Here is a 22,311-nt window from a genome sequence, read left to right as displayed (position 1 = left end):
ACAAATCAAAGAAATACACCAACATAAGGAGGAAAAGATGAGAAAGAACAGGATTTTGGCAACAACCCTCGCACTGTCGCTAGGAGCGGTGGCAGCGCAGGCGGAAGAGTTCGTGACAATCGGCACAGGCGGTGTGACGGGCGTTTACTACCCCACCGGCGGATCAATCTGCCGCCTGATGAACAAGAACCGCAAGGAAACCGGTGTACGCTGCACGGTCGAATCCACCGGCGGTTCGGTCTATAACATCAATACCATCCGCGAGGGTGAGTTGGAATTTGGCGTCGCCCAATCCGACTGGCAGTTCCACGCCCTCAATGGCACATCGAAATTCGAAGAAGCCGGGCCATTCGAAGACCTGCGCGCGGTGTTTTCCGTGCACGCGGAACCATTCAACGTGATGGTGCGCGCAGACTCGGGGATCGCGCATTTTGACGATCTGGCGGGCAAGCGGGTCAATATCGGCAATCCCGGCTCGGGCCAGCGCGGCACCATGGAGGTGCTTATGGACGCCAAGGGCTGGACCAAAGACACCTTCGCCCTTGCGGCCGAACTGAAATCGGCGGAACAATCCAGCGCATTGTGCGACAACCAGATCGACGCGTTCATTATCACCGCCGGTCATCCCTCGGGCAATCTGACCGAAGCGGCCACCACCTGCGACACCAAGCTGGTGCCCGTGACCGGCGAGGCCGTGACGGGTCTGATCGACAACAACGCCTATTACCGCTCGGCCACAATTCCCGGCGGCATGTATCGCGGCACCGATAGCGACGTCGAAACCTTCGGGGTTGGTGCCACGCTTGTCACATCGGCAATTGTATCTGACGAGGCGGTCTATGCCTTGGTGTCATCCATCTTCGAGAATTTCGACGATTTCCGAACCTTCCACCCGGCCTTCGCCAACCTGACCAAAGAAGAGATGGTCACGGCGGGTCTTTCAGCGCCAATCCATCCGGGCGCGCTGAAATATTATCAGGAAAAAGGACTGGTGAAATAGCGGTGGAATTGTCGGCAATTTTTGCCCATCACGGGCCGGGGCTTCAGTGACACCCAAGTGGGCGCGGCTGCGATACATCCGGTGATCGCACCGCTCCCACATCACCACTCACGCGCAAACGTGGCCCGCAAACAACTTACCGATCAAACAGAAGGATCACCATGATGAAACCACTAATCTCCGCAGCACTGGCCCTGGCGGCGTTGGCCGTTCACTCACCGGCTCAGGCGGAGGATTTGGAATTCCTGCTTTACAACGACAGCAGTGAGGACTTGGTAGAATTCAACATCTCCCCGGCATCATCCAACGATTGGGAAGATAATCTTTTGGCCGGTGGCTACCTCGCCCCCGGATATGAAATTGGCGTGGATATCGCAGACGGGCTGACCACCTGTGTCTACGATATCCGTGGCGTCTTTGCCGATGGGTCCGAAGCCGAAGATTACGCGCTGAACCTGTGTGATCTCGGTGAATACACCTTCGCCGACTAGGCATAGTTGCAAACATAACGGCGAAAGCTCCGGAAAACCGGAGCTTTCCACAAGCCCTTTATCCGGTTGTCGTCGATCCGGCTAAATGAGAGGTACCAATTTCGATTTCGTATTTTTGACATGCCAGCCAATACCCTGCCGATATCCAATTAACAGATGAGAGGACGACCGATGCGCATGACTGCCGGACATTTCTTGCTCATAAACATTCTTCTGACCTGTGCATTTTACGTGTTCAGCTTTGTTGCCCTTGGCGGCACAGTCCCGACAATTGAATCCACCGGGGCAGAGGTTCTTTCCTGGTTCTCGGAAAATGGCGGTCAGGCCCGGACCTATGCCTGGGCTTCGACTTTCGTATCACTGGGCCTGATGATTTTCGCCGGCCAGGTCTCGGCCCTTCTTCCGGCTCCCCATCGCTATGTGTTTTTTGCGGGGGTCTTTGGGTTCGCCCTGACGGCGCAGGTTCAGGCCTGGATTTGGGCAGGCCTAGCTTATGATCCCAGCGGCCTGTCCGCCGGGGCAGCGCAGGTGATCTTTGCCATCGCCGCCTTCTGGGGGCCGGTCGTGAACGCCTCAACCACCGCCATGGCCGGCGCTATTGCCATGCTGGGATTTGGCGAGCACAGGATTATTCCCCCCTGGCTAACCTGGCTCAGCATCGTATTCGGTGTCGAACAGGCCATCGAAACCATCACGGTTTTCGGGCATTCCGGGTTCATTGCACCGGGCAGTACAATGAATGTCTACCTTGGCGGTTTGCTTGGGTTCATCTGGGTTGGCGGGGTTGTCCGCTGGTCGATGCAGAGGCTGAAAGAGGCCTAAAAAGACGCGTTCGCTGTACGGGTGGGTTTAATTTTGGATCCTTAGAAACTTCGCAACGGAACAGCCGCGCTTCTCAAGGGCTATTGGTGCCGAAATTTAGGCTTCAAAAACCAGTTCGCCGCGTTGTCGTGACCGACCCGGCGGACAAGGTCGCCTGCAATCTGAAGATCATCCGGCATATGCCCATCCACCATCCAGCGCCCGATCATCTGACAGAGCAGCCGCCGGAAATACTCGTGACGTGGAAAGGAGAGAAACGAACGGGAATCCGTCAGCATGCCCAGAAAGTGCGAGAGCAGCCCCATCTGGGCAAGCTGCGTCATCTGCCGCTCCATCCCGTCAAGCTGGTCGTTGAACCACCATGCCGTGCCCGCCTGTATCTTTCCTGGCAAGCTGCCATCCTGAAAATTTCCTGCGGTGGTGGCGATAACCTCGTTTCGGCTGGGGTCGAGACCATAAAGGATCGTCCTCGGCAGCCCGCCGGTTTGTTCGATGGCATCCAGCAGAGCGTTCAGCGGCCCCGCGATGGGCGCATCCGAAACCGAGTCGCACCCGATATCCGGCCCAAGCCGATTGTAGAGCCGCAAGTTACTGTTGCGCAGCGCCCCGATGTGGAGCTGCATGACCAGATCGCGCCTGGCATAGGCCGCGCCCAGGCGGGTCAGCACCGCGCCCTGAAAATCGGCGGTGTCCTGTGTGCCTACGGGGTCTCCGCGGCGCGCGCCATCCAGCACACGGTCCAGATCAGCGACCGGGCGCGAGGCAAACGGCACCAGCCTGTCCAACCCGTGATCGCTGGCCAGACAGCCGTTGGCGACGAAATGGTCCAATCTTCGGACAAGCGCCTCAATCAGCGTGTCGAAGCCGGATATGTCGACGCCCGAGACCTCTGACAGCCGGTCGATATAGACCGCAAATCCCGCGTTGGCGATTTTGAAAGCCGCGTCCGGGCGGAAACTGGGGGCAACGGTAAAACCCGGATCAGCCTCTTTCGCCAAAGCCCGATGCGCAGAAAGATCGTCGCAGGGATCATCCGTGGTGCCCACAAAGCGCACATTCATCTGCCGCAGCAGGCCCCGTGCGGAATGGCTTGGTTCGGCCAGCTTTTCATTGGCGGCCCGCCAGACTTCGTCGGCGGTGTCGGGTCCGAACACACCGGCCCAGCCGAAATAGCAGCGCAGCTCAAGATGGCTCCAGTGATACAGCGGATTGCCCAGGCAATGCGGCATCGTTTCCGCGAAGGCCAGGAACTTGTCATGATACCCCGCCGCGCCGGTGATGCGGTCTTCGCCAATCCCGTTCCAGCGCATGGCGCGCCATTTGTAGTGGTCGCCCTCAAGCCAGATCTCGCCCAGCGACGCCCAATTGCGATCCTCGAGAATGGCGTGTGGATCAAGATGGTTATGGTAGTCGACGATCGGCAGCGCTGCCGCCGTTTCATGATACAGACGCTCGGCCTGTGGCGTGTCGAGCAGGAAGTTATCGCCAAGAAATCCGGTCATGCTGTGCCCGCCCCCTGTGCAAGGTTTTCCATCAGCGCACCGCGCGCGCCAAGGGTCGCGATCCGGTCATGGGCCGCCAGAACGCCCGCACGGAAACCGGGGCGCGCAGCCAGCGCGGGATCGAAGATCTGATCCAGATCCAGCAGAGCGCCGACATAGGCCGCGCCATCCTGTGCTGCAGCCAGCCGTTCGAAATCTCCGGCCAGCGGATCCTGAACCGGCACCGGCCTGCCCACCTCATCCGTACCCCGGATGTAGCGCATCCAGCCGGCAATCGCCAAAGCGGTCAATGGCCAGCCCCGGCCCTGATCCAGATTGACGGCACAGGGCGACAGTAGCCGTTGCGGCAGTTTCTGGCTGCCATCCATGGCAATCTGCGTGGTTCTGTGATGCAATCTCGAATTGCCGAACCGCGTGATCAGCTGCGCGGCATAACCCGCCAGATCGACCGTGTCCGGCATCGACAGCGTCGGGGCCTGTTCGCTCAGCATCAGCCGGTATGCGGCCTCGCGGAACACCTCATCCGCCATGCAATCGGCGATGGTTGCATGCCCGTGCAACGCCCCGAGATAGGCGAGGAACGAATGCGCCCCATTGAGCATGCGCAGTTTCATGTCCTCGTAAGGCGCGACATCCGAAACCATCTCGGCCCCTACCGCTGACCAGTCGGGGCGGCCGCAGGCGAAATCGTCCTCGATCACCCATTGCCGGAACGGTTCGCACAGGATGCCGTTGGGATCGTCATGGCCCAGAACACCGCGCAGCGTCGCGCGGGCCGCGTCGTCCACGGCGGGCACGATCCGGTCCACCATCGTCGACGGGAACCGGCAGGTCCGCGCAACCCAGTCCGCCAGCACCGGATCACGCGCATGCGCCAGGCCCAGCACCGCGTTTTTGCACATGGTCCCGTTGGACGGCAGGTTGTCGCAACTCAGCACCGTCAGCCCGCCCTGCCCCGCGTTGTGGCGCCGGTGCAGGCCTTCGACAAGTGTGCCGATGGCGGTCCGCGGCAGTGCAGGCGCGGCCAGGTCTTGCTGTATCAGGGGGTGGTCCGGGTCAAACGCCTCGCCAGCCAGGCAATAGCCTTTTTCGGTGATGGTCAGGGAAACGATGCAAAGGTCCGGCGACGCCATCAGATCGGGAATAGCATCAGGGCTGTCGCGCAGCGGATGCATCGTTTGGGTGACACAGGCAACACGCCGCGCCGTCAGCCCCGCATCGTAAGTTTCCGCAACGGTATAGAGATGCCGTGCCCTATCCAGCTCGGACAGCAGCTCCGCGCCAGAGTTCAGCCGCGCCACTGCAATGCCCCAGTCGCCGCCGCAGGCTTCATTTGCCAGCTCGGTATAAAGGATCGGATGCGCCCGCGCGAAAGCTCCGAAACCGATATGCAACATACGGGTCTTCAGGGCCGCGCGGTCATATGTGGCCTGCACCAACGGCTGCTGCGCGGTCATCTGCCTGCCCCCGACGCCAATCCGTAGGCATGCATCTGCCCCGAGGCGCTTTCCTGCCCCCGGATCAGCAGCGGTTTTGCATCCATGGTTCTGATTTCAACCTCTCGAAAACCGGGCAGGTGGTGGCCGCTCAGGCTCCAGTCCAGCGCGGGCGGACTATCGCCATTTGTCAGGGTGACTTTGGCAAGGCAGTGATTGCCCGCCAGCGCATCCCGCGCCGCGCCATCGTCATCATAGATCCACGAGGTTGTCATGCCACCCGCGCCGTTCGCCGGACAGGCCAGCAAAACACGCGCGCCTTCCCGGTCCGGCGCCGCGCGGGCCGTGTCCTCGGACAGCGGCAGAACCGCCCCGCCCCGAATGAAAACGGGAATGCTCTCCAGCGTCACCGGCAGGTCCAGCGTCTGACACCCGGTATACCAGATGCCACTTTCGAAATGCCACCAGCCGCCGGGCCAGTCGGGCAGATAAACCTGCCGGGTCGCGGCAGCCGGTTCGATCACCGAAGCGACCAGCAGATCGGGGCCCAGCAGAAACTCGAACTGCGCATCGCGGCAAGCGGGATCGTCGGGGAAATCCAGAAACAGCGGGCGCAGGATCGGCTCATGTTCGCTCGCCGCGCGATAAAGCTGGGTATAGAGATAGGGCAGCAGGCGATAACGCAGGCGGATGGCCTCGCGGACCAGCGGCGTCATCGCGGGATACATCCATGGCTCGTTGGCGGTGTGGTCATCGTTCCACGAATGAATGGTGAAGCGGGGGTGGAAAATACCGTTCTGCACCCAGCGCAGGAACAGTTCCGGCTCGGGCCGGGGCCCGGCAAACCCGCCGACATCGTGGCCGATATTGTAGAACCCCGACAGGCTCAGCCCCAGACCCATCGGGATGTTCCAGCGCAGCGTTTCCCAGTTGGTGCGGTTGTCGCCGGTCCAGGTCTGCGCATAGCGCTGGGTGCCCGGAGCGGCGCAGCGCGAAATCAGATAGGGGCGTTTGTCCGGGGCGTGGGCCAGTTGCGCCTCGTGCGAGGCGCGGGTCATCAGCACGCTCATCAAGGGCCGGATCCGGCCGATTTCGATGGGCGCGCCGAACCCGTTGGCTGGGGTGGCGTCGTCCCAGACCTCGTATTCGTTGTTGTCGTTCCAGGTGCTGTGGATGCCCTGATGCAACAGCGCCGTAGTCACGTTGTTCTGCCACCAGCGCAGGGTGTCCGGGTTGGTGAAATCCAGATGACTCCCCTGCCCTTCCCAAAAGGCCGAGACCTCGGGTCGTCCGGTTTCGCTGTCGGGCAGGAACAGGCCCTGCTCGGCGGCCTGCGCGTATTTGGGATGATCGTTCAGCATCACCGGCTTGATATTGGCGATCAGTTCGACGCCTTGGGCGGCAAATTCCGCCGCCAGCCCCGGCATGTCTGGGAACTTGCCGGTGTTCCAGTTGAACACATAGCGCTTGCCGTCGATCGAGGTGTAGCCGGAAGACATCTGAAAGCTGTCGCAGGGGATATCCTCGGTCCGCAGACAGGCCAGAAACCCCCGCATCTGGTCCTGCGCATCCGGTGCATCCGTATAGGCCATCGAAGACGCCGAATAGCCCAATCCCCAGCGCGGCATGAGGGCGGTGCCGCCGGTTAGCCAGGCCTGACGTTTGATCACACCCCGCGGATCCGGGGCCCAGCTGATGTAAAGGTCCAGATCCCCATCCTCGGCGCGCCAGCTTCGAAACGGGGCGTGATAGTTGTCAAGCTCGTTGCCCAGATCGAACCAGCAGGTCGACAGGTTGTCATAAAACACCCCCAACGCGCCTACCCCGGGCCGCTCGGTCAGGGTGAAGGGGATGTGTTTGTAAAGCGGATCGGTACGGCGCGCATCATATCCCATCGCATCGAGATTGCGCATCTCATAGCGTTGACCGCCACGGTCCAGCGGCCCCGCCTTTTCGCCAAGCCCGAAATAGCGCTCGCCCGGAAACCGGTGCATGAAATGAGACACCCGATTGTCCCGCCGGCCCAACATATAGGCCCCGGTGGTGCGGTCTTCTGCCAGAGGCTGCCACGGCGCATCCGGTTCTGCGCGGCATTCCCACCGCAAGGCCAGAGGCGACAAGACTGTCAGGCGCAGATGGTCGGTTTCCAGCAGCGCACCATCGACCCGGACCCTGGGGCAGGCAAACCCGCTCAGATCGTCGCGGGCACGGCCTTCCCATGGGACGTCTCCGTCCGGCGCGACACTCCAGCTGCGGTCCAGCCGCCAGACACCGTCTTTCAGCAGCCGGACCCGCACCAAATCGTGGTCCAGCACTTCGACGCGCAAAAGGTGCCGGTCCTCGACCTTCAGCGTGAACCCGCCGGGCCCCTGTTCTTCGATCCGCCAGTTCCGCAGGGTTTTCATCGCGCCGCCTCAATATCCCAGCAACAGCCTGGGCAGGAACAGGCTCAGCGACGGCACATAGGTGACAACCAGCAGCAACCCGACGAGCACCGCATAGAACGGCAGCATCGGCTTGATCACCTGCCCGATCCTCACATCGCCCACCGAACAGCCCACAAACAGCGCCGACCCCACCGGTGGCGTGCAGATGCCGATGCATAGATTGAACGTCATCACCACGCCGAAATGCACCGGGTCCATGCCCAGATCGCTGACCACCGGCAGAAAGATCGGGGTGAAGATCAGCAGGGCCGGTGTCATATCCATGAAGGTCCCCACTACCAGCAGCGCGATGTTGATGATCAGCAACAGCACCAGCGGGTTCTCGGACAGTCCCAGCAATGCATCCGAGATCGAATAGGGAATATCGGCAAAGGCCATCGCCTTGGACATCGCAATCGAGCAGCCGATCATCAGCAATACGATCGACGTTGTCACCGCGCTTTCCAGAATGATCCCCGGCAGATCGCGCAGCGAAATCTCACGATACCAGATCAGCGCCAGAAACAGCGTGTAGACCACCGCCACCGCCGAGGCTTCGGTCGCGGTAAACACGCCACCGACAATGCCCCCCATCACGATGAAGATCAGACCCAGCGGCAACATCGCATTCAGCGCCTTCTCGGTTACTTCGCCCAACGACGGCCGCTCGCCCACGGGATAGCCGCGCCGCTTTGCGATGATGCCCGCCACCAGCATCAGGCAGACACCCATCAGAATGCCGGGGATATAGCCCGCCACAAACAGCGCCGCGACCGAGGTGCCATTGGTGATCAGCGAATAGACGATGAATGTGGAACTGGGCGGGATCAGCAGGCCCGTCGGGCACGAGGCGACATTGACCGCCGTCGAATAGGCCGGATCGTAGCCCTCTTTCCGTTGCAGCGGCGACATGACACCGCCCACCGCCGCCGCCGAGGCCACGGCAGAGCCCGAGATCGAACCGAACATCATGTTGGCTATGACGTTGCAATGGGCCAGCGCGCCGGGCAGCCGTCCGCCCAGAACCTTGGCGAACTCGATCAGCCGCAGGGCGATCCCGCCCCGGTTCATGATGTTGCCCGCCAGAATGAAAAACGGGATTGCCAGCAGGGTGAAACTGTCCAGACCCGAGGCGACCTGCTGCGCCACAATATAGACCGACTGGTCGAAGGACATGAACAGCAGAAAAGTGGCCAGCGCGGCCAGGCCGATGGAAAAGGCGATGGGAACGCCCAGCACCATCAGCAGCGCAAAGGTTCCGAACAGGGTGGCGACCGACTGGATATCCATGCGCGCCTCAGCTCAGCGGACCGCCGGGCGTGACCGGCCCGTAGCGCTCATTCGGTCCCTGCCCCTTGCGGATCAGGTCCAGCAGGAACCCGATGGTGTAGAACAGGATGCCGAGCCCCGCGACCGGAATGGCCACATAGACCGCACCCATCGGCAACCGCAGCGCCGGCGAGACCTGACCGGTTTCCAGCGTGCGCGAGACCAAGCTGACCCCGCCATAGATCATCACCACGGTGGCAAACAGCGCCACCGCCAGAATGATCGCCGCATTGACCATGAACCGCACCTGCCCGTGGGTGATGTTGGGCAGCAGGTCGATGGCCAGATGCCGCCGCTGCCCCAACGTGTAGGCCCCGCCCAGAAGCGCCACCCAGATGAAAAGGAACCGGGCCATCTCATCCGTCACAGTGCTGGGCGTGCCAAGCACATAGCGTGAAAACACCTGCCAGATCACGCAGGCCACCAGCACGGCGAACGCGGCGATGATGATCACGCGCAAGACGGCATCGACCAGGGCGGTCACCTGCTTCATCTTCGCTCCTCCCTTGTTCCGGCCCCGGCCTTTGGCTCAGACTGGCCCGGTGCCTCCGCTGATGCCCGAATTTCTCAAATTGGTCAACCAATATCGGGAAATTGGTTGATTTATTCGCGGAATTGGTCCATCACATCCGAAGTTGCGGGTCTGCGGGCGGGCCCACAGTCGCACCTTTTGGCCCCTGGCCATGCGCCCGCGCATATGGGAGGTATCAATGTCGAAATTCACTGTGCTGGCCGCTGCGGCGGCGGTAAGTGTTCTGGCGCTTTCGTCTGCCGTGAGCGCAAAGACCCTGCGTCTGAACCACAACAACCCCGAAGATCACCCGCTGCACAAGTCCATGGAATTCATGGCCGACCGGGTCGAAGAGTTGACCGATGGCGATCTAAAGATTCGCATCTTCGCCAATGCCCAGCTTGGCACCCAGCGCGAGTCGATGGAGCTGATGCAGAACGGTTCGCTCGACATGGCGCGTTCGAACGCGAGCGAGCTGGAAGCGTTCGAGGAATCCTATGGCGCGCTGAACCTGCCTTATATCTTCACCAGCGACGACCACTATTTCGACGTACTCAGCAGTGATATCGGCGACGACATTCTAGCCGCCTCGGAAGACAAGGGTTTCATCGGCCTGACCTATTACGTCGAAGGCGCGCGGTCTTTCTATGCGAACAAGGAAATCAATTCGCCCCAAGACCTGAAGGGCATGAAGATCCGGGTACAGCCCAGCCCGTCGGCCATCCGCATGGTGGAACTGCTGGGCGGCAATCCGACCCCGATCGCCTGGGGCGAGCTTTACAGCGCCCTTCAGCAAGGTGTCGTCGACGGGGCCGAGAACAACCCGATGGCCCTGACCAGCGCGCGGCATGGCGAAGTGTCGAAGGTTTATTCAAACGACGGCCACACCATGATCCCTTCGGTGGTGATGATTTCGACCCAAAGCTGGAATGACCTGACCCCCGAACAGCAAGAGGCGCTGCGCACGGCGGCCAAGGAATCGATGATTTTCCATCGCGATCAGTGGAACGAGATGAGCGACGCCGCAATCGAACAGGCCAAGAGCGAGCTTGGCGTCAAGTTCATTGAGGTCGAAAAAGGCCCGTTCATCGAAGCGGTCCTGCCGATGCATGAAGAGGCCGCCTCGAAATCGCCCGTCGTGGCCGATCTGATCGACCGGATCAAGTCCAAGGCCAACTAAGTCTGGAGCCCGATCCGATGCTCGAACGCTCAGACATGGCGGAAAACGCGCTGCAGGCCCTGCATGATGAGGAGTATGACCTCCCCTTCAACAGGCAGAACCTGAACGCCGATACGCTGTTGTTCACGGGCGGGCGGGCATCGCGATCTCTGGATGGCGACTGGAATTTCTGCGTCGACTTGCTGGATACGGGGCTGCGGCAGAAATGGTTCGACATGCAGCCCGCAGCCCCCGAAGACCGCACCGAACCCTGGGATTATGACCCCTATGACGGCGAAACCGTTCCGGTGCCATCGAACTGGGCAATGCTGAAAGAGAAATGGTATTTTTTCGAAGGCAGCGCCTGGTATACCCGCCCGCTGGACATGCCGGATATTGACCCCGACACGCGCTATTTCCTGCGGATCGGCGCGGCGGGGTATGACTGCAAACTGTTCCTGAACGGGCAGTTCCTGGGCAATCACTACGGCGCATCGACGCCGTTTTGTGTTGAACTGACCGATTATCTGCGCGCAGGCCGCAACTGGCTGATGGCCTGCGTCAACAACACCCGCACCCGCGACCGTGTGCCCATGCGCAACACCGACTGGTTCAACTATGGCGGGCTCTATCGCGAGGTGGCCCTGTTCGAGACCCCCCGCACGGTGATCCGCCGCTTCGCACTGAATTTGGTGCCCGATGGCAATTATGACAGCCTGCGGGCCGGACTCGAGATCGATGGGCCGGACACCGGCCCCGCCGTGATCGAGATCCCGGAGCTGAATATCAAACACGAGGTTGCATTGACGGGCGGCAAGGGCAGCGCCGTGATTCAGGCGCGCCCGGACCTCTGGTCGCCCGAGTCGCCGAAACTCTATGATGTGACGGTCACCCTTGGCGCGGATCGCATCACCGACCGCATCGGCTTTCGCCAGATCGAACGGCGTAGCACCGACATCCTGCTGAATGGCACCCCGGTTTTCCTGCGTGGAATCGCGGTCCACGAAGATGACGCGACGCTCGGCAAGGTCACCTCCGAAGCCGACCTGCGGCGCCGCTTCGCCCATGCGCGCGAGCTGGGCTGCAACTTTCTGCGTCTCGCGCATTACCCCCACCACGAACGTGCTGCCGAACTGGCGGATGAGCTCGGGTTCCTGCTGTGGGAAGAAATTCCGGTCTACTGGGCCATCGATTTCGCCAACCCGGCCACCTATCGCGACGCGGAAAACCAGCTGCGAGAGCTGATCCTGCGCGACCGCAACCGCGCCTCGGTCATCATCTGGTCGGTGGGCAACGAAAACCCCGACACTGACGCCCGGCTCGACTTCATGCGGCGGCTCGCCGAAACCGCCCGGGCGCTGGACCCCACGCGACTGACCTCGGCCGCCTGTCTGGTCAATCACAGCCGCAATCGGATCGAGGACAGACTGGCCGACCATATCGACGTAATCGGCCTGAACGAATATTATGGCTGGTATGAAGAGGATTTCGAAGACCTCGCCCGGATCGGCGCCAACTCTGCCCCCGCCAAGCCGGTGGTGATCACGGAAACCGGTGCAGATGGCGTGATCGGCTCAAAGGGGCCGAAAACCGGCCTGTTCAGCGAGGAGTATATGGCTGAAGTATACCGCCGCCAGATCGAAACGCTGCGCGCGCTTGATTACATCAAGGGCATGTCGCCCTGGATTCTTTATGATTTCCGGGTCGAGCGGCGGCAGAACAAGTTCCAGAACGGCTATAACCACAAAGGCCTGATCGCCTCGGACAAGACGACAAAGAAACAGGCCTTTCACATTCTGGCGGACTACTATCACCAGATCATGCAGGCGGATGCCCGGAAGACAAAGGTGACCGCATGACCGACACCGGCAAACGCCCCTATCAGCAGGTCGCGGCGCAACTGGTCGACCGGATCGCGCGCGAAGGCTATATGCCCGGTGACAAATTCCCCACCGAACGCCAGATCTCGGCCGAGATGGGCATCAGCCGGTCACTGGTCCGCGAAGCCTTCATCGTGCTGGAAATCGAGGGCTATCTGGACGTGCGCAAAGGCTCTGGCAGCTATGTGATGGAGCGCGTACCGCGCGACGGCGCAACCGCACAGGCCGATTTCGGACCGTTCGAACTGTTGCAGGCGCGGCAATTGCTCGAAAGCAGCGTCGCGGCCTTTGCCGCCACCACCGTGACCAAGGCGGATATCCTGCGCCTGCGCGAAACGCTCGAGCTTGAGCGCCGGTCGATCGAAAGCGCCGAAGACGACTACAGCGCCGACTGGCAGTTCCACTTGCAGATCGCCGAAGCGACGCAGAACGCGGTTCTGGTCGACCAGATCGACGATCTGTGGCGCAAACGGCAGGCCAGCCCGATGTGGGCGCAATTGCATGACCGGATATTCGACCTCAGCTACCGGACCAAATGGCTTGACGATCACGCCGCCATTCTCGAGGCGCTGCGTCACCGCAATGCCGACGGCGCGCGTCATGCCATGTGGCAACATCTGGAAAATGTCCGGCTGACGCTGTTGGATCTGTCAGATGTCGGTGACCCGGATTTCGACGGCTACCTCTACTCAAACGCGCTGTCAGGCTAGGGGGACGCATGCTGGAAAGCTGGCGCTGGTTCGGACCGTCAGACCCCATCCCCCTGAGCTATGTCAGGCAGGCGGGGGCGACGGGCGTGGTAACGGCGCTGCACGATATTCCCAATGGCGCGGAATGGCCCGAGCCCGCAATAGCCGAACGGCGCGACATGATCCGGAATGCCGGTCTCGACTGGGTGGTGGTGGAAAGCATCCCCGTTCACGAAGACATCAAATCCGGTGCGCCCGGGTGGGAGCGCTATGCGCAAATCTGGGCTGAAAACCTGCGCCGCCTCGCCCGTCAGGGCATCCGCAACATCTGTTACAACTTCATGCCGGTGCTCGACTGGACCCGGACCGAGCTGAACTATCCCATGCCCGACGGCGCACTGGCCCTGCGTTTCGATTACGCCGCCTATGCCGCGTTCGACCTGTTCATCCTGCAGCGCAAGAACGCGAACCGGGACTACTCGCCCGAGGATCTGAACCTGGCCGAGCGCTGGCTTGCACACTCCGACGCGGGCCAGCGCGACCGTTTGACCAAAACCATCGTCGCCGGGCTGCCGGGGTCCGAGGAAAGCTATACCCTCGACACGTTGCGCGCCCGGATCGCGGCCTATGACGGCATGGATCACACCGATCTGCGCGCTCAGCTGGGGGCCTTTCTGGACATCGTCCTGCCGGTGGCCGAACAGGTCGGCGCCCGGCTTTCAATCCACCCCGACGACCCGCCCCGCGATCTGTTCGGACTGCCGCGCATCGTCTCGGACAAGGACGATCTGGCCTGGATCGTGGCGCGCAACGCGTCGCCTGCGAACGGATTCACCCTCTGCGCCGGCTCGCTTGGCGTGCGCGCCGACAATGATCTGCTGGCTATGATCGACAGCTTCGCAGGGCGGATTCACTTTGCCCATCTGCGCACCGTGAAACGCGAAACCGATCCGCGCAATTTCCACGAAGACAGTCATCTGGCGGGCGACACCGATCTGATTGCGGTCATCCGGGCGTTGCTTGCGCTCGAGGCGGAAACGGGCGTTCAGATCCCGATGCGCCCGGATCACGGCCACCGTATCCTGCATGATCAGGATCAGGCATCTACACCCGGTTACCCTGCCATCGGACGGTTGCGCGGCCTGGCGGAACTGCGCGGTGCCGCCACTGCCCTGGCCCGAGAGGTCTCGACCCGCCCCTAGCCGGTGCCCCGCCGCCTCTGCTTTCAAGGATCACTAAATGCGCCAGCCCAAGCGCTCGATCCGTTCCATCGCCTGTCTAGGCGAGGTGATGATCGAGCTGATTGCAGGGCCGGCAAACACCGCGACCCTGGGCGTGGCGGGCGATACCTACAACACCGCCGTTTACTTGGCGCGCAGCCAGTTCCAAAACCCGTGCCGGGTCGAGTTGAACAGCCTGAATCGGTTTGATCTGCTCTATCTGTCGGGCATCTCGATGGCGATCCTGCAACAGAACATCCGGCACAAGATCATGGATTGGCTGGATGTCTTCCGAGAAGATGGCGGCACATTTGCCTATGACAGCAACCATCGCCCCCGCCTGTGGGACTCCGCCGAAACCGCCCGCCAGATCAATGATGCGATGTGGGCACGTGCGCACATCGCATTGCCTTCGGTCGATGATGAAATGGAGTTGTTTGGGGACGCCACGCCTCTGGGGGTAGTAAACCGCCTGCGCGCCTCGGGTGTCACGTGTGGGGCCCTGAAACGCGGCGCGAAAGGCCCGCTGGACCTAAGGTCCGGCAAGACGCTGGACGGGTTGGCGCGGGTCGCGAACGTCCTGGACAGCACCGCAGCCGGAGACAGTTTTAACGCGGGATATCTGGCAGCGCTTGCCCTTGGGCAAAGCGAGCTTTCCGCCGCCCGGGCCGGGCACGATCTGGCGACACAGGTCATTCAGCACCCGGGTGCCATTATTCCCGAAGTGGATTGTGACAGATCCGACTAGGGTCATTTCACCCCATGAAATCGCCCGTTTCCGCAGGTCGCCCAACCGGCGGGGTAATCACCGACCAAATCCACTGATGCTGACCCCGAAAAACTTGTGGCGGTTGTGTCGCAAACTTTGAACTGAGATTGACGAGCACTCAGATTTCGCAGTCTGTTTCCGTCGAATAGTTTTCGAACAGGTTTAAAGTATGATCTCCCTGAAAGGCTGCCACTTTCCCAAGGATGCAGTTCTTTTTGCTGTATATTTCTATTTGCGGTACACAGTGTCGTACCGTGATTTGGAAGAGATCGTGGCCGAACGCGGCGTGCAGGTGGACCACGCTACTCTCAACAGGTGGGTTGTTAAGTATTCGTCGATGATCGCCGCGAGCGCGCAATCGAAGAAGCGACCAACGCTGAGTTCCTGGCGCATGGACGAAACCTATCTCCGTGTGCGCGGCAAGTGGATGTATCTTTATCGAGCAGTCGACAAAGCAGGAAACACCCTTGATTTCATGCTGTCTGAGCGACGAAATCGTCCAGGAGCAACCAGGTTCTTTGCCAAAGCACTGTCGTCAAACGGGATCCCAAACAAAATCGTAATCGACAAAAGTGGCGCAAATGCAGCTGGCATTCGAGAAGTGAACAGGATCCTAAAACGGTTCGGCTGCCTAGCCAAAGTACAGACGATCAGGTCCAAATTTTTGAACAACATGATCGAACAGGATCATCGGTTCATAAAGCGGCGTGTTCGGCACATATGTGGGTTTAAGTCGTTCGAATCCGCTTCCGCGACTTTGGACGGCATCGAGGTCGCCAACATGATCCGGAAGCAGCAATTCTCTAGCAATACGACTTCCGGCTTTCGGATGTTTGCTGAGATCGCAGGATAACTGCGTCTGGCATATCACTCGCTCTGGTCGTTCCAGAATTTTGCGACACTACCCCGTTATGTTACCAACTACGCGCGCTGACGCAGAGTAGCTCCCAGATAAGCGCCGTTGAATTCCTTGGCTTTGGACAGGAATGCGTCATAACTTTCGCGCACCATCGCAAAATCAGGGTTCGCCGCCGCGTTTTCATCCATAACCTCGACCGCGGCAACTTTCAGGGCCTGGACGATGTCATCGGGGTATTCCGCAAAGATCACGCCGTCGGCTTTCAGCTTCTCAAAGGCCTGAGAATCGAAATAGTTGAACTGGCTGACCGTCTCGACCGACACAGCCTCGGCTGCGTTGGCAATGATCGCTTGCAGGTCCGCAGGCAGCTCGGCCCAGGCGTCTTTGTTCACGACGATCTCAAGCCCTGCGCTGGGTTCCTGAAACGAGGGGAAGTAGCAGTAGTTGGCAACCTTGCTCAGCCCAAAACCCTGATCAAGGAACGGACCGACCCATTCCGCCGCGTCTAAAGCGCCCGAGTTGAAGGCCGGGAAGATTTCGGGCGGTGGCATCAGTACGGCGTTCACGCCCAGTTTGCGCATCACCTCGCCGCCCATGCCGCCGATGCGGAAGTTCAGGCCCGACAGGTCTTCGATAGACGTGACCGGCTTTTTGAACCAACCCGCCGACTGAACGCCCGAATTGCCAGAGAAGAAAGGCACCAGATTGCGTTGTCCATAGAGATCGTTCCAAAGTTCCTGACCGCCGCCATAGCGGAGCCAGGCCGTTAGCTCAGTGCCGATCATGCCAAAGGGGATTGCTCCGAAGAAGTGGTTGGCCGAGTTCTTGGAGGCTGCATAAAACGGGGTCGAGTGGCCGATTTCCGCTGTTCCCTGCTGCACCGCGTCTTCAACGCCAAACGGGGGGACAAGTTCGCCGCTTGAGAATATCTTGAACGTAAGACGCCCGCCGGACATATCCGCGACCCGTTGTGCAAACGAGGCCGAATTGGTGCCGACGCCGGGCGCCTTGGCGGGAAACGAGGTTGGCAGTTTCCATTCGATATTCCCCTGAGCCACCGCTGGCGCGGCAAGCGCCGATGCAGGTGCGGCAATGGCTGCCGCCTTGATAAAGCTCCGTCTTTTCATAGTGTTCTCCCTGTCGAGTGGTGGTCCTAGTTGAATAGCAATGTCGGCAGCCAGGTCGCGATGCCCGGAACCGCTATGACGATCCCGATTGCGATAAGCTGTAGCAGCACAAACGGGGCCACTGAAAGATAGATGTCTGTCGTTGTGATACTGGGTGGTGCGACCGAGCGGAAGTAGAACAGCGAAAACCCAAACGGCGGCGTCAGGAACGAAGTCTGGATGTTCAGCGCAATCAGGATCGCGAACCAGACCGGGTTAATGTCGGCCTGAAACAGGATCGGCCCCACGATGGGGATCACGATAAAGATGATCTCAACAAACTCCAGAACAAAGCCCAGCAGGAAAATCACCAGCATGGTCACGGCAAGCATCGTCCAGACTCCGCCCGGAAGATCGGTGAAGAACGAATGAACATAGTCATCCCCTTCGAACCCCCGAAAGACCAGAGACAACATGCTGGCCGCGATGATGATCCCAAAGACCATCGCGGTGACTTCTACGGTCTTGCTCAAGGCCACACGCCCAATGCCAGACCTAAACAGCCAGTAGCAGAAATAGATCAGAAACAGGCAGACCACCGCCAATATGGCCGCAGCGATTAGTGAACCGGTATCGAACACCAGTTCTCCGCTGGTGAAATCGATCCGTGTCAGCCCGGCGCGCTGCATCAGGAAGAGGGCAAAGACCAAAACGACCGTAAGCAGGCAAAGCGGGGACAGATGGTGCGGTGCGTTTTCAAGGCTGCTGGCTGCAATCAGAATGGTTCCGGCAACACCGATTGCTGCAGATTCCGTAGGCGTGGCGACCCCGAACAGGATCGAGCCCAAAACGGCCACGATCAGAAGTAGCGGTGGCAGGGTGTTCACCAGCAGTGCGGTGACGGACCCCTCGGCCTTAGGGGTCGGAGAGATTGCGAGTACGTCACTCGGGGATGCCGAGACATAAAGGACAACCAGCATGTAAAGGCAGTACAGACCTACCAGCAACAGACCCGGCAACAACGCTCCGGCAAACAGATGGCCTACGCTGACCGGGTCTGGGGCAAAATTGCCTATTGTTTGCTGCGCTTCGATATAGGCATTGGAAATCTGATCGCCCAGCAGGATCAAAACGATCGAAGGCGGGATGATCTGCCCCAATGTACCAACCGCACATAGAAGGCCGCTGGTCATGCGTTTCGGCACACCCGCACTCAGCAATGCGGGCAGGCTGATCAGCCCCAGCATCACAATCGTCGCGCCGATGATCCCGGTCGAGGCGGCCACCAAGGTACTGACAAAAAGAACCGCCAGAACAAGGCTGGATTTGGTCTGACCGAACAGGGCCGAGATATTCATCAGCATTTTTTCAGCCTGACGCGATTGCTCAAGCAGAATGCCCATCAGAACGAACAGAGGGATGGCGATCAGCAGGCTGTTGTTCATGATGCCGGACACCCGCTGCGGGAACGCCGCGATAAACCCCAGATCGAAATGCCCGAACAGCGCGGCGATCAGCGCCACGCACAGCGGAACCCCGGCCAGCACCCAGACAACGGCAATGCCCGACAAGATGCCTACCATCAGGCCGGCAACCATCACCAAAAGCCAAACCTGCGATACGTCCATCTAGTCGCTCTCTTTGCCGTGGATAATCGTACCATCCAGCAAAAGCGCTACGATTTGGGCCATTAGCAGCACGCACACAACCGGAAGGCCCGTCATGATCAGGAAATATCCGCCCAGCCCGCCGGTTTCACGCGCGCCCTCTTTGATTGACCAGGAGTAGCTCACCAGCGGCGCAACATAGTAGAGGGTCGTGATACAAAGCGGCAAAACCAGCACTATGAACGCGACCTGATCAATACGCCGCGCTAGTTGCGTGGCCCCGGTTCTACGGAAAATGTCTACCCGCACATGCATGTCCAGCCTCAACGCGACCGGCAGGCCAAAAACCGACAGCCAGGCGAAGCAATACAGCACGAAGTCCTGAAGCTCGACAAAGCCAATAGCGAACAGATATCGCAGCGCAACAACCACCAACTGGGTGACGAACAAACCCGCCAGAAGCCCGATGCACAACCAAAGAGACGCCCGATGAAGACGGTCCGCCACTTTCAGGAAAACAGATGTGTAAGGGGCGATCATCATAGGTGTTTTTTGGGGCTCGTTTTGGCAATTTAAGCGAGGCTGCACAGACTGAACAAGCCAATTTGTCGCCGCGGTCTAATTAGACGGCCATTTTCACACTGAACAAGATCATCACGGCGGGCGCGGCGAAAGTGTAGCAGGAATCCGAGAAGTAAAAAAATTTGAAGCGGTTCGGTTGCAATGCATGGGTAATAACAAACTGTTCCAATTATATTAACTACATAATTTAACATGATCACCGACTCATAAAGCGCCGTGTTCGCTACATTTGTGGTTTCAAGCCGTTCGCAACTGCCTCCGCAACCTTTGATGGAATTGAGGTTGCGAGAATGATCCAAAAAAGCCAATTCTGTGATGCTTCTTATTCCGGCTTTCAAAAAATTGCCCAACGGGGAGGATTTGTGCGCTTGCGGGAGATCGATAACTACCGTTTTCAATGTTTGCGACACAGCCGTATTCGGGATAAGTTCGGGATGATACCGGCCCAAACGTTTTGTTCCCAGCAATGCTGGATCTGCTCAGCCACGCTTTACGCTGACCGACTAGAGACCGATTGATGCCACATTTCTATTTCTCTCACAATGCAAAGGGATTTCTGTCCGTCAACCACCGCGCACTAAAGCTGACGCGTGAGTTTTGCCGCATTTGTGTGATGGTTTCATGAAGAGTCGACCATTTTCATGGCCCGAAGCCTTAGCCGCAATGAACGCCTGCATCTGCGCGTACCAAATCCGCCGTGCGAGAACCACTCCAAGCATACAGGCGCCAATCCTACGCAGTGAAACACGCGGTAATGGCGACACAGCCCTCGTTTATGATGTGATGCCTGTTTTTCAGGATGCCGCCGGTTTCAGTGTGCCTAGCAAAACTTACACGCCCGAGTTTGAAGCCTGCGGGGCGGATGATATCGACGCCGCTCTCATCGGGGCGCTTGCGGGCGATCGAGCAGTGCTTGCACTTCGCGGCACGTTGTCACCGAATTTGGTGCGGAACGATGTTATCGGGTGGATCAAAGATTGGCTTCAGGATGCCGAGGCCAAGCCTGAGCCTTGGTCCCTTGGTGAGCAAGGGGCCGATGACGCCGAAACTGGGTTTGCGACCGCCACTAAGCGCCTTTGGCCATGGATCGAAAGGGAGCTTGCACCGCGCATCCCTTCACTCTCGGGGGGAGTAGTGATTACGGGCCATAGCAAGGGGGGGGCGATGACCTTTCTGGTCGCGTCGCTCATCCGAGCAAGATGGCCCAATCTTACGATTGCGGTTTACGCGTTCGCGCCGCCTGTTACGGGCAACAGTGGGTTTGCACGGGCCTACGATGCGAGCGGGCTCACACAGGTGACACATAGGATCCAAGTTATTAAGGATGCCGTTCCTTACCTACCGCGCTGGGATCGCGCGGATATTTGGGAGGCACTCAAACCTTCAGGGATGTTGGAAAGTGTTGGTTGGGACTTGATCAGGCGGCTCGCGTGCGACCTGACGGGCAAAGGTTATACTGCTGTCGGCAACGCGATCGTCATTAAAGACAACCAAGGGGCTGTCTCATATGGCATCGGAGCCGTCCGCACTTCATTAGCCGCAGTTGCGACCGCACTAGAAGCCAAGGACTATGAAGCGGTCGCTTCGGCTCATTCCAGTGTCTCCAGCTATCTTCGAATGATGAAAGCAGCGGCGCAACAGGCCGGTTGATAATCGGCTCACCAACTCTAATGGTGCCGCCAAAAAAATCTCGACAAGCCCCGTTATGTTCAAGAACGAAAAAAATTGCAAAAAATACCAAAACCCGAAGTGACTTTTGTAAACAATTTTCGTTCCGGTCTCTGCACAGCCAAAGGAGCCGTCAAATTTTTGCAAAAAAGCTAAATGTAGTGACAGAAATCGCGATAGCTTGTCGTGATGCATACGGCGGTGGGGCGTTCATCGTCGTCGCCGCGATTACGAAATGTGCACTTCGTACTTTCCTGAACGCCAACTCAATCCATTTGACGAGATTATTTTACCCAAGCTTCCAATAATTTTAAGGGAGGAAAAAATGGCTTTCCATGTGATACGTTCAAATTGCGATATTCAAGTAAAACTACCCGCGAACAACGCTGCGGCAGGAACGGTTGGACTTCAGCTCCTTCAAACAATGCTGTCAGACAAATTCGAGCCAGTTTCTGGTAGGCCAGTGAAGCTGTCCCTTAGCAACAATAACTAAGTTATGAGCGACCCCCTTCCCGCCTCAAGAAGTGTTCTTCTGACAACATCAGTTAACAGAAGCGGCAGGTGGTGAACCCCACCACATGTGCTGTTGGCCTAGGGTGAACAAAGCCGAAAGCTTCCAACTCACCTGATCAAGGCATGTCCAATGCGTCCAACCGGTCCCAGGCATTGTTGAGAGCGTCAAGTGACAAGGAGATGGGCGATTCCTGAATACTGCGGGTAACAAGGGAGCCGATCGCTACTTTTTCTGCAATAAGCTCCGGTTTTTCGCCTATTGCCGTCCTAGTCCATCGGGCCAAAGCATCATTATCGGCAACTAGCAACTCTTTGCCATCGCTTGTGAATGTTCGAGTGTCAGCTTGCCAAATTTTGAAGCCTCCTATCCGAGCATTGCTATTGACGTCCCAAACTGTAACACCTTCTCTGCTGAGGGTTGCCAGAACTTCACCGTCAGTTGAAAAAGCTGTGGCGGCAATCTCAGCATCAGGACCAGTCAATTCCATGACCATTTCTTGGCTTTCGATTTCCCAGATACGATACGTGCCGAAAATGGCGCTAGTCAGGAATTTTGTCTCTTCAGGAGAGAACAGAATAACATCGACGCTTTCCGCCTCCTGAAAGTCGCCAACGCCGGGCCGACGAGTTTGGCACATTCTTACGCGACGCTTGTTTTCCCCCAAGGCGAGCGTCAAAAGAACAAAAAAGACACCTGGTGCTAACCAGAGCCAGGCTACAGGAAAAAAACGCGAAGGCACGT

19 protein-coding genes are annotated in these 22,311 nt (G+C 59.0%); 10 read left to right on the top strand and 9 right to left on the bottom strand.

Annotation, left to right across the window (positions count from 1 at the left end):
• Nucleotides 1–37: 37 nt before the first annotated feature.
• From ACR0EZ_RS04170 to ACR0EZ_RS04160, 3 genes are all read left to right on the top strand, one after another.
• Nucleotides 38–1,000: a TAXI family TRAP transporter solute-binding subunit gene (locus ACR0EZ_RS04170; RefSeq protein ID WP_480611271.1), complete on the top strand. Its 963-nt coding sequence runs from the start codon at nt 38–40 to the stop codon at nt 998–1,000.
• Between the two features lie 164 nt (nt 1,001–1,164).
• On the top strand, nt 1,165–1,491 hold the full coding sequence (locus ACR0EZ_RS04165; protein ID WP_480611268.1) for a hypothetical protein: 327 nt from the start codon (nt 1,165–1,167) through the stop codon (nt 1,489–1,491).
• Between the two features lie 171 nt (nt 1,492–1,662).
• Nucleotides 1,663–2,313 (top strand): hypothetical protein, encoded by a 651-nt coding sequence (locus ACR0EZ_RS04160; protein WP_480611265.1) that lies wholly within the window; start codon nt 1,663–1,665, stop codon nt 2,311–2,313.
• A gap of 80 nt (nt 2,314–2,393) precedes the next feature.
• Here the strand turns inward: ACR0EZ_RS04160 and uxaC are convergent, their stop codons facing one another.
• From uxaC to ACR0EZ_RS04135, 5 genes are read right to left on the bottom strand one after another with little or no spacing between them, the layout of a single operon-like run.
• Nucleotides 2,394–3,815: a glucuronate isomerase gene (gene uxaC, locus ACR0EZ_RS04155; protein ID WP_480611263.1), complete on the bottom strand. Its 1,422-nt coding sequence runs from the start codon at nt 3,813–3,815 to the stop codon at nt 2,394–2,396.
• Nucleotides 3,812–5,272: a mannitol dehydrogenase family protein gene (locus tag ACR0EZ_RS04150; RefSeq protein WP_480611260.1), complete on the bottom strand. Its 1,461-nt coding sequence runs from the start codon at nt 5,270–5,272 to the stop codon at nt 3,812–3,814. Before ACR0EZ_RS04150 ends, uxaC begins: the two co-directional genes overlap by 4 nt.
• Nucleotides 5,269–7,656, bottom strand: coding sequence for a glycoside hydrolase family 31 protein (locus tag ACR0EZ_RS04145; RefSeq protein ID WP_480611257.1), 2,388 nt, complete (start codon nt 7,654–7,656; stop codon nt 5,269–5,271). Before ACR0EZ_RS04145 ends, ACR0EZ_RS04150 begins: the two co-directional genes overlap by 4 nt.
• A gap of 9 nt (nt 7,657–7,665) precedes the next feature.
• On the bottom strand, nt 7,666–8,967 hold the full coding sequence (locus ACR0EZ_RS04140) for a TRAP transporter large permease (RefSeq protein WP_480611255.1): 1,302 nt from the start codon (nt 8,965–8,967) through the stop codon (nt 7,666–7,668).
• 7 nt (nt 8,968–8,974) lie between these two features.
• Complete coding sequence (locus ACR0EZ_RS04135; RefSeq protein ID WP_480611253.1) at nt 8,975–9,499, bottom strand: TRAP transporter small permease; 525 nt, start codon at nt 9,497–9,499, stop codon at nt 8,975–8,977.
• A gap of 217 nt (nt 9,500–9,716) precedes the next feature.
• On the opposite strand from ACR0EZ_RS04135, the gene ACR0EZ_RS04130 reads away from it, so the two are divergent.
• The 6 genes from ACR0EZ_RS04130 (at nt 9,717) to ACR0EZ_RS04105 (ending at nt 16,087) form a co-directional block, all read left to right on the top strand.
• Nucleotides 9,717–10,697, top strand: coding sequence for a TRAP transporter substrate-binding protein (locus tag ACR0EZ_RS04130; RefSeq protein WP_480611250.1), 981 nt, complete (start codon nt 9,717–9,719; stop codon nt 10,695–10,697).
• 17 nt (nt 10,698–10,714) lie between these two features.
• Nucleotides 10,715–12,535 (top strand): glycoside hydrolase family 2 protein, encoded by a 1,821-nt coding sequence (locus ACR0EZ_RS04125; protein ID WP_480611249.1) that lies wholly within the window; start codon nt 10,715–10,717, stop codon nt 12,533–12,535.
• Nucleotides 12,532–13,266 (top strand): FCD domain-containing protein, encoded by a 735-nt coding sequence (locus ACR0EZ_RS04120; protein WP_480611246.1) that lies wholly within the window; start codon nt 12,532–12,534, stop codon nt 13,264–13,266. The genes ACR0EZ_RS04125 and ACR0EZ_RS04120 overlap by 4 nt, the downstream gene beginning before the upstream one ends.
• 8 nt (nt 13,267–13,274) lie before the next feature.
• Nucleotides 13,275–14,447, top strand: a complete 1,173-nt coding sequence (gene uxuA / locus ACR0EZ_RS04115) for a mannonate dehydratase (RefSeq protein WP_480611243.1) — start codon at nt 13,275–13,277, stop codon at nt 14,445–14,447.
• A gap of 37 nt (nt 14,448–14,484) precedes the next feature.
• Entirely contained in the window at nt 14,485–15,213 is a 729-nt protein-coding gene (locus tag ACR0EZ_RS04110) for a PfkB family carbohydrate kinase (protein ID WP_480611241.1), read from the top strand.
• A 190-nt stretch (nt 15,214–15,403) separates the two neighbouring features.
• A complete protein-coding gene (locus tag ACR0EZ_RS04105) occupies nt 15,404–16,087 on the top strand; it encodes an IS6 family transposase (protein WP_480611238.1) in 684 nt (227 codons plus the stop codon).
• A gap of 68 nt (nt 16,088–16,155) precedes the next feature.
• On the opposite strand, the gene ACR0EZ_RS04100 is transcribed toward ACR0EZ_RS04105, so the two are convergent.
• Genes ACR0EZ_RS04100 through ACR0EZ_RS04090 form a run of 3 tightly spaced genes read right to left on the bottom strand, consistent with a single transcriptional unit; the run spans nt 16,156 to nt 19,346 of the window.
• Entirely contained in the window at nt 16,156–17,220 is a 1,065-nt protein-coding gene (locus ACR0EZ_RS04100) for a TRAP transporter substrate-binding protein (RefSeq protein ID WP_480611235.1), read from the bottom strand.
• A 26-nt stretch (nt 17,221–17,246) separates the two neighbouring features.
• A complete protein-coding gene (locus tag ACR0EZ_RS04095; protein ID WP_480611232.1) occupies nt 17,247–18,827 on the bottom strand; it encodes a TRAP transporter large permease in 1,581 nt (526 codons plus the stop codon).
• Complete coding sequence (locus ACR0EZ_RS04090) at nt 18,828–19,346, bottom strand: TRAP transporter small permease subunit (protein WP_480611229.1); 519 nt, start codon at nt 19,344–19,346, stop codon at nt 18,828–18,830.
• A gap of 705 nt (nt 19,347–20,051) precedes the next feature.
• Here ACR0EZ_RS04090 and ACR0EZ_RS04085 point away from each other — a divergent pair.
• Nucleotides 20,052–21,038 (top strand): lipase family protein, encoded by a 987-nt coding sequence (locus tag ACR0EZ_RS04085; RefSeq protein WP_480611226.1) that lies wholly within the window; start codon nt 20,052–20,054, stop codon nt 21,036–21,038.
• A gap of 647 nt (nt 21,039–21,685) precedes the next feature.
• Here ACR0EZ_RS04085 and ACR0EZ_RS04080 read toward each other — a convergent pair.
• Nucleotides 21,686–22,309, bottom strand: a complete 624-nt coding sequence (locus ACR0EZ_RS04080) for a WD40 repeat domain-containing protein (protein WP_480611223.1) — start codon at nt 22,307–22,309, stop codon at nt 21,686–21,688.
• Nucleotides 22,310–22,311: the final 2 nt, after the last annotated feature.

This window comes from Ruegeria sp. AK4 (assembly GCF_056541025.1).
Note: the sequence above shows the minus strand (reverse complement) of the source record. Positions and strands in the feature narration are given on the sequence as shown.